The organism is Microbispora rosea (assembly GCF_044460045.1).
GTDB classification, from domain to species: domain Bacteria; phylum Actinomycetota; class Actinomycetes; order Streptosporangiales; family Streptosporangiaceae; genus Microbispora; species Microbispora rosea.
This window is the reverse complement of the sequence record NZ_JBITJO010000022.1, coordinates 1-13,090: the sequence shown is the minus strand read 5'-3', so window position 1 is coordinate 13,090 and position 13,090 is coordinate 1. Positions and strand designations below refer to the sequence as shown.

The following is a 13,090-nucleotide window of genomic DNA, read 5'->3' as shown; positions in this document are numbered from 1 at the left end:
CACCGGTAGACGGGGTCATGCATGATTTCATGCACTGGCTTTTAGCACACTGTTGAGTTCTCAAGAAACGGACGCGACCACCATCACCCGAAACCCACGAAGGAGTCCCGAGATCCAGGGCGATGACTTCCGTTCGGCCGACTCTACGACGATCGCCGCATCGCAGACCTGGAGGGCCATACGATCTCGGCCGATGCTCTTGTTAGAGTGACCGCCCCTTTCGGGGCAACCACTCCATACTAAACCCTCGCCCGCCTCGCGTCAAACCTTTCGGTCTGGCCGCGCCACGAACGACCCGGACTCGACGCGAGCGCCTCGCCTGGGTAGCCGTCGGAGTGGCTTGCCCGTCGGGGTCCGGCCGCCTTTCGGCGTCCCGTGTCCCCGGGGGCGAAGGAAACATTAGGCAACACCGACTCTGCCGTCAAATCACGCCGAGATGGCCAAAACCCTAGGTCAGACGGGAACTTCGGACGGCGGCCGCTCTCCACGCCATAGGACTGTTACCTTCGCCACACCAACTCTTGGACATGAAACAGCCGCCCCGGTCTTGGACCGAAGCGGCTGCTCAATGCGGTAGATCAGGCGACCTCGACGCCGCCGACCGTCTTCTTGCCTCTGCGCAGCACGAGGAATCGGCCGTGCAGCAGGTCGTCCGCCGAGGGCACGTACTCCTCGTCGGTGATCTTCGTGTTGTTCAGGTACGCGCCGCCCTCCTTGACGGCCCGGCGCGCGGCAGACTTCGACTCCACCAGGCCGCTCTGCGCGAGCAGCTCGACGTACGGCGCTCCCAGGGTGGGCACGACCGCCTTGGGCACCTCGGCGAGAGCGGACTCCAGTGTGCGGGCGTCGAGCTCGGCCAGCGAGCCCTGCCCGAACAGCGCGCGCGAAGCGGCGATCACCCGGGCCAGCTCGTCGGAGCCGTGGACCAACGTGGTCAGGTCCTCGGCCAGGGCGCGTTGCGCCTCACGAGCGGCGGGCCGCTCGGCCACGGCCTTCTCCAACTCGTCTATCTCCTCCCGCGTGCGGAAGGTGAAGACCTTGAGGAACCGCACCACATCCCGGTCGTCGGCGTTCAACCAGTACTGGTAGAACGCGTACGACGAGGTGAGCGCGGGATCGAGCCAGACCGCACCGCCGGCCGTCTTACCGAACTTCGTGCCGTCGGCCTTGGTGATCAGCTTGCCGGTCAGCGCGTGGACATGAGCACCCTCGACCCTGCGGATCAGGTCGACTCCGGCCGTGATGTTGCCCCACTGGTCGCTGCCGCCGAGCTGCAACGTGCATCCGTGCCGCCGGTGCAGCTCGAGGTAGTCGTTGGCCTGCAGGATCTGGTAGCTGAACTCGGTGTAGCTGAGCCCCTCGCCGGCGAGCCGGGCGGAGACCGACTCCCTGGCCAGCATGCGGTTGACGGGGAAGTGCTTGCCGATGTCCCGGAGGAAGTCGATCGCCGACAGGTTCGCGGTCCAGTCGAGGTTGCTGACCAGCGCGGCCGCTGTCGGTCCCTCCTCGAAGGACAGGAACTTCTCGACCTGCACCCGGATGCGTGACACCCATTCGGCGACGATGTCGCTGGAGTTCAGTGCCCTCTCTGTGCTGCGGCCGCTCGGGTCGCCGATCAAACCGGTGGCGCCTCCGACCAGGCCGATGGGCCGGTGCCCCGCCCGCTGGAAGCGGGTCAGGATCAGCAGCGTGGCCAGGTTGCCCACGTGCAGCGAGGGTGCGGTCGGGTCGAAGCCCGCATACACGGTGATCGGACCGTCGGCCAGCGCCTTGCGCAGCGCGTCGATGTCGGTCGTCTGCGCGATCACGTCGCGCCACTCGAGCTCGTCGAGGATGTCAGCCATCTCCGACGTCGGCACGAGGTTGCCTGAAGTTGCGGTCACGGTCGTGGCTTTCGCTTATCGATGGTGGATGTACGGGCTTCCGTACAAGCCTGCCTGATCACGAAACCTTATCGCCACTTCTTACCTGCGCGTCAGCTCGTGGCTCGGCCCCGGCGCCGGGGAACGTGGGCGCGGTAGGGCGAGACGGTGGGGTCGCCGTCGATCCAGAACCTCCAGGGCGTGTCGGCGGCCGCCGACACGCCGGTGCGAGGACCTGTCCTGATCTGGCCGGACGGCACGGGCCAGCCCTCGTGCACGCGGATCGGGCCGCCGGAGCAGCAGTCCGTGCCGTTGTGCTCCCGGACCAGGCCGAGCGCCACCGTGAGCCGGGCCGGTCCGCGAGCCAGGTCGCGGTCCGGGACACGCCGCACCAACCCTTCCAGGTCCGGGCCGTCGGCGTGCGGCATGCGCCGGATGCGCGCGGTGTGCACGCCCGCGATCACCTCGCCGGCACGTAACAGGACGGCCGAGCCGGCGCCCTCGGGCATGCACACGAGATTGACGCAATAGTGCATGCCGTACGTGAAGTAGACGTAGAGGTGCCCCGGCGGGCCGAACATGACCGCGTTGCGCGGCGTGCGTCCCCGGTAGGTGTGGGCGGCCGGGTCCTGTCCCGGCCCGCCGTACGCCTCGACCTCGCTCAGCCGCACGGCCACCGACCCGTGCACGACCACGCGGCCGAGCAGGTCGGGCGCGACTAGGTCCGAAGGGCGGTCGAAGAAGTCGCGGCCGAGCGGAGCGCCCGCGACCTCCTCGATCAGCTCTCGTTCGCCCATGCCGCCTGGCCGTCGACGACATCCCGGAGGTTCGCGATCTGGTCGCGCACCCGGTCGGGCGCGGTGCCGCCGAAGGCGCTGCGGGCGGCCAGCGCGCCGTGCACGTTCAGCACGTCACGGACGCTCGCGCCGGAGGCGTCGACGGCGAAGTGCGGTGAGACCTTGGCGAGCTCGTCGTCGGTGAGCTCACCGAGGTCCTTGTCGTTCACCTGGCACCACACCACCAGGTGACCGACGGCCTCGTGCGCGTCCCGGAACGGCACCCCGCGGCGGACCAGCAGTTCGGCGAGGTCGGTGGCCAGGGCGAAGCCGTCGGGCGCGCTGGCCTCCAGCTTGGCCTTGTTCACGCGCATCGTGGACACCATGCCCGACACGGCGGGAAGCACCAGGAGCAGGGTGTCGACCGCGTCGAACACCGGCTCCTTGTCCTCCTGCAGGTCGCGGTTGTAGGTGAGCGGCAGGCCCTTGAGGGTCGTCAGCAGCGACATCAGCGAACCGATCAGCCGGCCGCTCTTGCCCCTGGCCAGCTCGGCGACGTCGGGGTTCTTCTTCTGCGGCATGATCGACGAGCCGGTGGAGTAGGCGTCGTCCACCTCGATCCACCGGAACTCCTGCGAGGCCCACAGCACGATCTCCTCGCCGAGCCGGGAGATGTGCACGCCGATCAACGCGGCGCAGAACAGGAACTCGGCAGCGAAGTCGCGGTCGGCGACCGCGTCCATCGAGTTCGGCGCGGGGGCGTCGAACCCGAGTTCGGCGGCGACGGCGGCGGGGTCGAGCGGCAGGGAGGACCCGGCCAGCGCGCCCGAGCCGAGCGGCGAGATCGCCGCGCGCCTGTCCCAGTCGCGGAGGCGGTCCACGTCGCGGGTGAGCGCGTGGACGTGGGCCAGGAGCTGATGGCCGAACGACACGGGCTGGGCGTGCTGCAGGTGCGTCATGCCGGGGGCGGCGACGTCGGCGTTCTCCTCGGCCTGGCTGATCAGCGCCGTCTCCAGCTCGGCGAGCCGGGAGACGATCACGCGGACGTGGTCACGCAGGTAGAGGCGCAGGTCGGTGGCGATCTGGTCGTTGCGGCTGCGGCCGGCGCGCAGCTTGCCGCCCAGCGAGCCGAGCCGTTCGAGCAGGCCGCGCTCCAGCGCCGTGTGCACGTCTTCGTCGGCCACGGTGGGGCGGAACTCTCCCTTGCGGCACGCCTGGTCGAGGTCGTCGAGCGCACCCAGCATGCGGTCGAGCTCCTCCTGGGTCAGCAGCCCGGCGCGGTTCAGCACGCGCGCGTGCGCACGCGAGGCCAGCAGATCGTACGGCGCGAGCCGCCAGTCGAACTGCACGCTCACCGACAGGCGCGTGAGGGCGTCCGCGGGTCCCCCCTCGAACCTGCCACCCCAGAGCCGCATCGGCTTGTTGTCCGCCACCGTCTTCTCCCTCCGATATTCGAGTCCCTGCAGAAAAGATGACCGCGCGCCGTTCCCGCCCGGGGCCGTCGTCGTGGGTCTTTGCGTCTTCTCCGCTTTTCTCGGATGAATCTTCGACGCAAATCCTTCACGCGGATCCTTCTGCGGGACTAATCCGCGACCTTAGCCGACGTACGCCCCGGTCCCTGCATCGGAACCGGGGCGTATGCCGGGTGAATCAGGCCTGGCGGGTGCCCCGCGCGGCCGCGATCTCGTTGTGATCCATCGAGTTCGTCGATCTCCCGTTGACGTCGATCGGCGGGCCCTTCTCCGACGGCTTCCGAACCGGTCTTCCCCGTGAGTCGGGAATGGCCTTCGGCGTGCAAAGCCCCGCGGCGAATGGACCCGATCCGTCATGGTTCCTGCTTCTCACTGCCGTGGTCGCGAACCTCCGCGGCGAGCTTGTGCCTGGTCACGTCGGGCGTGCGGCGGGTGGCCAGGCTGAGCAGGGTCTCCGCCAGCGCCTGCCCTCCGGTCGGGTCACGGCTGATCACCAGGATCGTGTCGTCGCCGGCCACCGTGCCGAGGATGGACTCCCAGCCCGCGTGGTCGATGGCCGAGGCGAGGAACTGGGCCGCTCCCGGCGGCGTGCGCAGTATCACGAGGTTGGCCGACGCCTCGGCCGACACCAGGAGCTCCTCCGCGATCCTCCGCAGCCGCGCGTCGGGGTTCTCCGGCATGCCGTTCGCGGCACCGGTACGGTAGAGCGGTATCCGTCCCCCACCCTCGCCGGGCAGCGCGTAGACCAGCGTTCCGTCGTCGGCCCGCAACTTCAGCGCGCCCAGCTCGTCGAGATCGCGGGAGAGCGTGGCCTGGGTGACCTCCACTCCCTGCTCCGCCAGGAGTTTGGCCAGCTCGGGCTGCGAGCGGACCTTGTGCCTGGTCAGCAGTTCCACGATGCGTGCGTGCCGGGCCGCCTTCGTCAGCGGGATGGTCACGATCCCTCCGCACCCCGCGTCGCCAGCCAGTGCAGCAGCGCCTTCTGGGCGTGCAGCCGATTCTCCGCCTGATCCCACACCACGCTCTGCGGCCCGTCGATGACGTCCGCGGCGATTTCCAATCCCCGATATGCCGGGAGACAGTGAAGCACGATCGCGTCCGGGTCCGCCAGGCCGAGCAGGGCGGTGGTCACCTGGTAGGAGGCGAAGGCCGCGATCCGCTCGTCCTTGCCGTCCTGACCCATCGACACCCAGGTGTCGGTCGCGACGACATGCGCTCCGGCCACCGCGGCCTCGGGATCGCTCACCGCCGTGACCGATCCGCCGGTGGCCGCCGCGATCTCGGCAGCCCGCTCCATGACCGACGCGTCGGGCAGGTAGCCCACGGGCGCCCCGATCCGAACGTGCATGCCGGCCGTGGCCCCGCCCAGCAGGTAGGAGTGGGCCATGTTGTTGGCGCCGTCGCCGAGATAGGCGAGGGTGAGGCCCCGCGGCGAGCCCTTGTGCTCCCGGATCGTCTGAAGGTCGGCGAGGATCTGGCAGGGGTGGAACTCGTCGGTCAGCGCGTTCACCACCGGCACCGACGAGTACTCCGCCATCGCCTCGATGCGCTCCTGGCCCGCCGTCCGCCACACGATCGCCGCGACCTGCCGGGACAGCACCCGCGCGGTGTCCTCGATCGGCTCTCCACGCCCCATCTGCGACGTGCCGAGGTCCATGACCAGAGGTTGGCCGCCCAGCTCCGCGACCCCGACGGTGAAGGAGACCCGGGTGCGGGTGGACGGCTTGTCGAACAGCACGGCGACCGTGCGAGGGCCTTCGAAGGGCCGGTAGCCGAACCGGTCCTTCTTCATCGCCTCGGCGAGGTCGAGCACCTGCGCCTGCTCTTCCGGCGACAGGTCGTCGTCCCGCAGGAAGTGCCTCACCCCCGCGCCCTGCCTCACTTGCGCCGGGTCCGCGCCCTGCCTGACCTGCGCCGGGTCCGCGCCTTGCCCCACCCGCCCGGGAGGACCGTCAGGGTCCGGGCCGGCGACGGGGTTCACGAGGTCGTTCTCAGGCATCTGCGGCCTCCAGGATGCCGGGCAGCGCGTCGAGGAAGGTCTGCACGTCGGATTCGGTGATGACAAGCGGCGGCGCGAGCCGCACCGCGTCGGGCTGAAGGGCGTTGACCAGGAATCCGGCCTCCTGTGCCACCGCCTGCACCTGCGCCGACTTCGGCGCGGTGAGCACGGCGGCCAGCCAGAGCCCGCGTCCCCTGACTCCCTTGAGCAACGGATGCCGCACGGCGGCGATGCCCTCGGACAGCAGCGCCCCCACCGTCACGACATTACCGAGCAGTCCGTCGCGCTCGATCGTGTCCAGCACGGCGAGTGCCGCCGCGCACGACACGGGGTTGCCGCCGAAGGTCGAACCGTGGTCGCCCTTCGCGAAGACCTCGCCGGCCTCGCCGAAGCCGATGCAGGCGCCGATGGGCAGGCCTCCGCCGAGGCCCTTCGCCAGCGTCAGGACGTCGGGGACGACCCCCTCCGCCTGATGGGCGAACCAGTGCCCGGTGCGGCCGATGGCCGACTGGATCTCGTCGGCGACGAGCAGGGCCCCCGCCGAGGAGCAGATCTCCCTGGCGGTGCGGAAGTAGCCGTCGGGCGGCGGTATGACACCGGCCTCGCCCTGGGTGGGCTCCAGGAAGACCGCGGCGCAGTCCTCGGTCACCGCGCTCTTGAGCGCGTCCGCATCCCCGTACGGAACGAACCGGACGTCGAGCGGGAACGGCCCGAACTGGTCGCGGATCGCGGGCTTGCCCGTCAGCGACAGAGCACCGAGCGTGCGGCCGTGGAAGCCGTTCTCCGTCGCCACCATGTAGCCACGGCCATGCGTCTTGCCGTACTTGATGGCGATCTTTACTGCCGCCTCGTTGGCCTCGGTGCCGGAGTTGGAGAGGAAGACCCGCGCGGGCTCTCCGAGCAGGGCGAGCAGCTTCTCGGCGAGCAGCACCTCGGGCTCGTGCAGGTAGAGGTTCGAGGTGTGCGCGAGTGTGGCCACCTGGCGGGACACCGCCTCGACCAGGGCCGGGTGGCTGTGGCCGAGCGAGGTCACCGCGATGCCGCCGATGAGGTCGAGGTAGCGGCGGCCGTCCACATCCCAGACGGAGCAGCCCTCGCCCCGGGCGATGGCGACCGGCGGCACCCCGTAGTTGCGCATGAACGCCACTTCGAAGCGTCCGCGCAGTTCGTCGTTGGTGGTCACCTGGCAACCTCCCCGTTCACGGTGCCGTCGGCCGTCGCTCCGGTCCCGCCTCGCGCCGCCGGGACGGCGCCGTCGGGCTCGACCATCGTCCCGATGCCCTCGTCGGTGAAGACCTCCAGCAACAGCGCGTGCGGCACCCGCCCGTCGAGCACGTGCGCCTGTGGGACGCCGCCGCGCACGGCGGACAGGCATGCCTCCATTTTCGGCACCATGCCGCTGGACAGCGAGGGCAGCAACGCGGCGAGCTCGGACGCGCCGATCCGGCTGACGACCTCCTCGCTGTTGGGCCAGTCGGCGTACAGCCCCTCGACGTCGGTGAGGACGATGAGCTTCGACGCCTGGAGCGCCACGGCGAGAGCGGCGGCGGCGGTGTCGGCGTTGACGTTGTAGATCCCGCCGTCCTCGCCGCGGGCCACGGACGACACCACCGGAATGCGGCCGTCGTCGAGCAGGGCCCGCACGGCGCCGGCCTCGACCCGGACGATCTCTCCGACCTGACCGATGTCCACCTTGACGCCGTCCACAACCACGTGCTTGCGCTCGGCCGTGAACAGATGGGCGTCCTCGCCGGACATGCCGACCGCGAACGGCCCATGCTCGTTGATCAGCCCGACCACGTCGCGGTTGACCTGTCCGACCAGCACCATCCGGACGACCTGCATCGCCTCGGGTGTGGTCACCCGCAGCCCGGACACGAAGTGGCTGTCGATCCCGAGCAGATCGAGATGCGACTGGATCTGCGGGCCGCCGCCGTGCACGATCACCGGGCGCAGGCCCGCGTAGCGCAGGAACACCACGTCGGCCGCGAACTTGGCCCGCAGGTGCTCCTCCGTCATGGCGTTGCCGCCGTATTTGATGACGACGGTCGCGCCGTGGAAGCGCGCGAGCCAGGGCAGCGCCTCGATCAGGGTGTGCGCCTTGTCCAGGGCGCCGTTCCGCCTGACGCTCATGACGAGTACGCCGAGTTCTCGTGCACGTACGCCGCCGTGAGGTCGGTGGTGTGCACGGTCGCGCTGTGCGGGCCGGCGGACAGGTCGATGGTGATGGTGACGTCCCGAGGCCGCAGGTCGACCTTGGCGCGATCGTCTCCCGCCGCGCCGCCGCGGCAGATCCAGATGCCGTTGACCGCCACGTTGACCCGCTCGGCGTCGAACACGGCGTCTGTGGTGCCGACCGCGCTGACCACGCGGCCCCAGTTAGGGTCCTCGCCGTGGATCGCGCACTTGAGCAGGTTCGAGCGGGCGACCGCACGGCCCACCGCCACCGCGTCCTCCTCCGACGCCGCGCCGACGACCTCGATGGCAATCGCCTTCGAGGCGCCCTCGGCGTCGACCAGAAGCTGCCGGGACAGGTCCGCGCAGACGGCGGTGACGACCTTCTCGAACTCGGCGAGGTCGGGGCGCACGCCCGACGCTCCGCTCGCGAGCAGCAGCACGGTGTCGTTGGTCGACATGCAGCCGTCGGTGTCGAGCCTGTCGAACGTCGCGGAGGTCGCCCTGCGCAGCACCGTGTCGAGTTCCTCGGACGTGAGGTCGGCGTCGGTTGTGAGCACGCACAGCATCGTGGCGAGCGCGGGCGCGAGCATCCCGGCGCCCTTGGCCATGCCGCCCACCATGTAGCCCTTCTCGCCGCGGCGGAAGGAGATCTTGCTGACGGTGTCGGTGGTCCGGATCGCGTCGGCCGCCGCCAGGCCGCCGTCGCGGCTGAGCTGGGCGGCCACGGTGCCCACGCCGCCGAGCAGCGCCTCCATCGGCAGCCGCTCGCCGATCAGGCCGGTGGAGCAGACCGCGATCTCGGCCGCGGAGTCGTCCAGGACCTCCGCCACCTTCTCGGCGGTGGCATGGGTGTCCTGGAAGCCCAGCGGGCCGGTGCAGGCGTTGGCGCCGCCGGAGTTGAGCACGACGGCCCTCACGCGGCCGCCGCCGAGGACCTGAGCCGACCACAGGACGGGCGCGGCCTTGAAGCGGTTGCGGGTGAAGACACCGGCCGCGGCACGCGAGGGGCCGTCGTTGACGACCAGGGCCAGGTCGCGGGCGCCGCCGCTCTTGATCCCCGCGGCGACTCCTGCGGCGCGGAAACCCAGCGGTGCAGTCACACTCATGCGCGCTCCTCACAGGGGACGATCTTGGTCACGGGGCGACTCCATTGGTGGGAAGACCGACTTCTTCCGGAAGGCCGAGAGCGAGGTTGGCGCTCTGGATCGCGCCGCCCGCGGTCCCCTTGGTGAGGTTGTCGATGGCGACGACGGCGACGATCCGCCCGGCCCGCTCGTCGAGGGCGACCTGCAGGACCGCGGTGTTGGCCCCGACCGTCATCGCGGTCGCCGGCCATACCCCCTCCGGCAGCAGGTGGAGGAACGGCTCGTCCTTCACCGCCGTCTCGTACGCCTCCCGGATCGCGGCGGGGGTGACGCCCGAAGCGGCGGGAGCCGTGCAGGTGGCGAGGATGCCGCGGCTCATCGGCGCGAGGGTCGGCGTGAACGACACCCGGACCGGGCGTCCGGCGACCGACGACAGGTTCTGCTCCATCTCGGGGGTGTGCCGGTGCACCCCGCCCACCCCGTACGCGCTGACCGAGCCCATGACCTCGGTGCCGAGCAGGTGGGGCTTGGGCGCCCGGCCGGCTCCGGAGGTGCCGCTCGCGGCGACGACCACGACGTCGGGCTCGGCCAGCCCGGCCGCGAAGGCCGGGAACAACGCAAGCGTCGCGGCCGTCGGGTAGCAGCCGGGAACGGCGATGCGCCGGGCGCCGCGCAGGACCTCGCGCTGCCCGGGCAGCTCGGGCAGGCCGTACGGCCACGTGCCGGCGTGGACGCCGCCGTAGAATGCGGTCCACTCCTGCGCGCTGGTCAGCCGGAAGTCGGCGCCGCAGTCGACGACGAGCGTGCCGTCGCCGAGCTCGGCGGCGACCGCGGCCGACTGACCGTGCGGGAGGGCGAGGAAGACGACGTCATGGCCGGCGAGCACGTCGGGGGTGGTCTGCTCGATCACCCGGTCGGCCAGCGACGGCAGGTGGGGCTGGTGGGCGCCGAGCCTGGTGCCGGCGCTGGACGCGGCGGTCAGCGCGCCGATCTCGACGGCGGGGTGTCCGAGCAGCAGACGGAGCAGCTCTCCTCCCGCGTAGCCGCTGGCTCCGGCGATCGCCGCCCTCATCCGCGCCCCCCGATCTTCCGCGATCTCTGCATGATCATGCAGCCGACCTCATGTTCTTGCTGGTGTAGAGAGTATGCATCGCAAAGCATGAGCATGCAAGCAGCGTTCCGAAGGATGGACATCTAGCCGACGTACCTACCGGTCGGTATCGTGAAACCTCCGGTTAACGAACGCATCCGGGAGTGCGCCAGCATGACGATCACGAACGAACAGGTCCAGGCCCAGCTCACGGCGCCCGGGCAGCTCTTCGAGATGGAAGAGGTCGAGGTCGGCGGTCACAAGATCCGGGCATGGAAGCACGCTCCGGGCACCTTCCGGGCCCTCCTGGAGATCACCCGGTTTCACGGCGACAAGGTGTTCATCGCCTACGAGGACGAGCGCCTCACCTATGAGGAGCATTTCCGGCTGGCCGCGACGCTCGCCGACCGCCTGGTGGACGACTATGGCGTGCGCAAGGGCGACCGCGTCGTCGTGGCCATGCGCAACTACCCCGAGTGGATCGTCTCCTTCTCCGCCGTGCTCGCCGCCGGGGCGGTGGCCGTGCCGCTCAACGCGTGGTGGACCGAGCAGGAGCTGGCGTACGGCCTGAGCGACTCGGGCGCGAAGGTCGTGATCGCCGACGGCGAGCGCGCCGCCCGGATGGCCGGCAGCGGCCTGCCGATGATCGTCACCCGCGGCGAGGGGGCCAACTGGGCAGAGGTCCTCGGCGAGGTCCGCGCCGACGTGACGCTGCCGCAGGTCGAACTCGGTCCCGACGACCCCGCCACGATCTTCTACACCTCCGGCACCACCGGCAGGTCCAAGGGCGCCCTCGGCAGCCACCGCAACCTCGGCCAGGCGCCGATGACCGTCGCGTACGCGATGATGCGCACGGTGGCGATGGCCGGCAGGGACGTGGCCGCGGCGGCGGAAAAACGCAGGATCACCCTGCTGACCGTGCCCCTTTTCCACGTCACCGGGTGCTTCGCCGTACTGATGACCACGATGTTCAGCGGCGGCGGGCTCGTGCTCATGTACAAGTGGGACCCCAAGCGGGCTCTGGAGCTCATCGAACGCGAGCAGGTCACCGTGATGAGCGGCGTGCCGACCAACGCCTGGCAACTGCTGTCGCACCCCGATCTGAACAAGCACGACATCTCCTCGCTCGGCTCCATCTCGTACGGCGGCGCCCCGGCCCCGCCGAAGCTGCTGGAGCGGATCACCGAGTCGCTCCCCAACCGCACGCCCGCCAACGGGTACGGCATGACCGAGACGACGGCGCTCGCGATCTACAACAGCGGCAGGGACTACCTGGCCAAGCCCGACAGCATCGGGCTGCCGCTCGCCGTCGTGGACGTCAGGGTCTGCGACCCGCTCGGCGCCGAGCTGCCGCCCGGCGAGGTCGGCGAGCTGTGCATGCGCGGACCGATCGTGATCATGGGTTACTGGAACCGCCCCGAGGCCACGGCGGAGACGTTCGTGAACGGCTGGCTGCACACGGGCGACCTCGCCCGCATCGACGAGGACGGCTACGTCTACATCGTCGACCGCGCCAAGGACATGGTCATCAGGGGTGGCGAGAACGTCTACTGCGCCGAAGTCGAGGCCGCCCTGTTCGAGCACCCCGCGGTGGACGACGCGGCCGTGATCGGCATCCCGGACGACGAGATGGGCGAGCAGGTCGGCGCGGTCGTACGGCTCAAGCCTGGCGCCGGCGCCACCGGCGAGGATCTCCAGGAGTTCCTGCGCGGCCGGATCGCGGCGTTCAAGGTGCCGGTGCGGTTCTGGTTCAGGGAGGCCGAACTGCCGCGCAACCCCGGCGGCAAGGTGCTCAAGACCCACCTGCGGAAGGAGACCCTCGGTCTTTAGGGTTACCTCCCGCGTAATCGCCTCTCCTCGGGGCTCCGTGACACCGTTCACGTGTCGTCACGAAGACATCCCCGAAGGAGTGGAAATGACCGACTACACCGCCCTGGCCGAGCGTTACATCGCCGCCTGGAACGAGCGCGACGCCGAGGTCAGGGCGAAGGCGGTTGCCGAGCTGTGGACCGAGGACGGCGGCTACACCGACCCGCTGGCCACCGTCACCGGGCACGATGGGATCGCCGCGGTGATCGCGGGGGCGCAGGAGATGTTCCCCGGACTTGCGTTCACCCTGGGCGGACCGGTGGACGGCCACCACGACACGGCGCGCTTCACCTGGCACCTCGGCCCCGAAGGCGCGGCGGAGCCCGTGGTGATCGGCTTCGACGTCGTGGCGCTCGCCGAGGACGGGCGGATCCGGAACGTGTACGGCTTCCTGGACAAGGTCCCCGCCTGATCGTGCTCCTGGGCTCCGGAGCCGCTCGGGACGTCCAGTCCCGGACGACTCCGGAGGGCCGGGTCGTACGCCGGAGGGCCGCGTGGCCGCCCGACCCGGAGAAGGCCGGAGCGCGGGCACGGCACAGCCGCCGGCCACAGTGCTAACAGTGCTCATCGGTTTGAAAAGTTCATCGGCGTTTCGGCATCACACGTCGTCTTATAGATGCCTGGACCAGAAACGTTTCAGCGGATCTTTGACATGTTTCAGCGGGCTTTCCAGAATGATGCCCCGGCGAACCCCTGGGCCGGGCGGCGCTCACCCACCGATCGACAGCACCGTCCGGCCCTCCCCGATCCGAGGAGCAG

At 70.1% G+C, this 13,090-nt stretch carries 11 protein-coding genes; 2 read left to right on the top strand and 9 right to left on the bottom strand.

What is annotated here, in order from left to right:
* Nucleotides 1–578: 578 nt before the first annotated feature.
* The 9 genes from tyrS to argC form a co-directional block, all read right to left on the bottom strand.
* The gene (gene tyrS / locus ACIBK1_RS40505; protein ID WP_030504916.1) at nt 579–1,844 is read right to left on the bottom strand and encodes a tyrosine--tRNA ligase; all 1,266 of its coding nucleotides are present in this window, start codon (nt 1,842–1,844) and stop codon (nt 579–581) included.
* Between the two features lie 131 nt (nt 1,845–1,975).
* A complete protein-coding gene (locus tag ACIBK1_RS40500; RefSeq protein WP_396740942.1) occupies nt 1,976–2,659 on the bottom strand; it encodes a DNA-3-methyladenine glycosylase in 684 nt (227 codons plus the stop codon).
* Entirely contained in the window at nt 2,641–4,053 is a 1,413-nt protein-coding gene (gene argH / locus ACIBK1_RS40495; RefSeq protein WP_036404568.1) for an argininosuccinate lyase, read from the bottom strand. The genes ACIBK1_RS40500 and argH overlap by 19 nt, the downstream gene beginning before the upstream one ends.
* Nucleotides 4,054–4,463: 410 nt before the next feature.
* Complete coding sequence (locus tag ACIBK1_RS40490; RefSeq protein ID WP_030504919.1) at nt 4,464–5,048, bottom strand: arginine repressor; 585 nt, start codon at nt 5,046–5,048, stop codon at nt 4,464–4,466.
* Nucleotides 5,045–6,109, bottom strand: a complete 1,065-nt coding sequence (gene argF / locus ACIBK1_RS40485) for an ornithine carbamoyltransferase (protein WP_396740940.1) — start codon at nt 6,107–6,109, stop codon at nt 5,045–5,047. The genes ACIBK1_RS40490 and argF overlap by 4 nt, the downstream gene beginning before the upstream one ends.
* On the bottom strand, nt 6,102–7,247 hold the full coding sequence (locus ACIBK1_RS40480; RefSeq protein ID WP_357320514.1) for an acetylornithine transaminase: 1,146 nt from the start codon (nt 7,245–7,247) through the stop codon (nt 6,102–6,104). The genes argF and ACIBK1_RS40480 overlap by 8 nt, the downstream gene beginning before the upstream one ends.
* Nucleotides 7,248–7,288: 41 nt before the next feature.
* A complete protein-coding gene (gene argB, locus ACIBK1_RS40475; protein ID WP_051761063.1) occupies nt 7,289–8,242 on the bottom strand; it encodes an acetylglutamate kinase in 954 nt (317 codons plus the stop codon).
* The gene (argJ, locus tag ACIBK1_RS40470; protein ID WP_030504923.1) at nt 8,239–9,393 is read right to left on the bottom strand and encodes a bifunctional glutamate N-acetyltransferase/amino-acid acetyltransferase ArgJ; all 1,155 of its coding nucleotides are present in this window, start codon (nt 9,391–9,393) and stop codon (nt 8,239–8,241) included. Before argJ ends, argB begins: the two co-directional genes overlap by 4 nt.
* Nucleotides 9,394–9,421: 28 nt before the next feature.
* The gene (argC, locus tag ACIBK1_RS40465; RefSeq protein WP_030504924.1) at nt 9,422–10,444 is read right to left on the bottom strand and encodes an N-acetyl-gamma-glutamyl-phosphate reductase; all 1,023 of its coding nucleotides are present in this window, start codon (nt 10,442–10,444) and stop codon (nt 9,422–9,424) included.
* Nucleotides 10,445–10,636: 192 nt separating this feature from the next.
* Between argC and ACIBK1_RS40460 the strand changes: the two genes are divergently transcribed.
* Nucleotides 10,637–12,292 carry a class I adenylate-forming enzyme family protein gene (locus ACIBK1_RS40460; protein ID WP_396740938.1) on the top strand — a complete coding sequence of 552 codons (1,656 nt, stop codon included), beginning with the start codon at nt 10,637–10,639 and terminating at the stop codon, nt 12,290–12,292.
* Nucleotides 12,293–12,377: 85 nt separating this feature from the next.
* Nucleotides 12,378–12,743: a nuclear transport factor 2 family protein gene (locus tag ACIBK1_RS40455; protein ID WP_396740936.1), complete on the top strand. Its 366-nt coding sequence runs from the start codon at nt 12,378–12,380 to the stop codon at nt 12,741–12,743.
* Nucleotides 12,744–13,090 lie beyond the last annotated feature (347 nt).

Bases quoted from the DNA above. Each gene is read 5' to 3' on its own strand.
- argH (WP_036404568.1), bottom strand. From the start codon at position 4,053: ATGCGGCTCTGGGGTGGCAGGTTCGAGGGGGGACCCGCGGACGCCCTC.
- argB (WP_051761063.1), bottom strand. From the start codon at position 8,242: ATGAGCGTCAGGCGGAACGGCGCCCTGGACAAGGCGCACACCCTGATC.
- argC (WP_030504924.1), bottom strand. From the start codon at position 10,444: ATGAGGGCGGCGATCGCCGGAGCCAGCGGCTACGCGGGAGGAGAGCTG.
- ACIBK1_RS40460 (WP_396740938.1), top strand. From the start codon at position 10,637: ATGACGATCACGAACGAACAGGTCCAGGCCCAGCTCACGGCGCCCGGG.
- argF (WP_396740940.1), bottom strand. From the start codon at position 6,109: ATGCCTGAGAACGACCTCGTGAACCCCGTCGCCGGCCCGGACCCTGAC.
- tyrS (WP_030504916.1), bottom strand. From the start codon at position 1,844: ATGGCTGACATCCTCGACGAGCTCGAGTGGCGCGACGTGATCGCGCAG.
- ACIBK1_RS40500 (WP_396740942.1), bottom strand. From the start codon at position 2,659: ATGGGCGAACGAGAGCTGATCGAGGAGGTCGCGGGCGCTCCGCTCGGC.
- ACIBK1_RS40480 (WP_357320514.1), bottom strand. From the start codon at position 7,247: ATGCGCAACTACGGGGTGCCGCCGGTCGCCATCGCCCGGGGCGAGGGC.
- argJ (WP_030504923.1), bottom strand. From the start codon at position 9,393: ATGAGTGTGACTGCACCGCTGGGTTTCCGCGCCGCAGGAGTCGCCGCG.
- ACIBK1_RS40455 (WP_396740936.1), top strand. From the start codon at position 12,378: ATGACCGACTACACCGCCCTGGCCGAGCGTTACATCGCCGCCTGGAAC.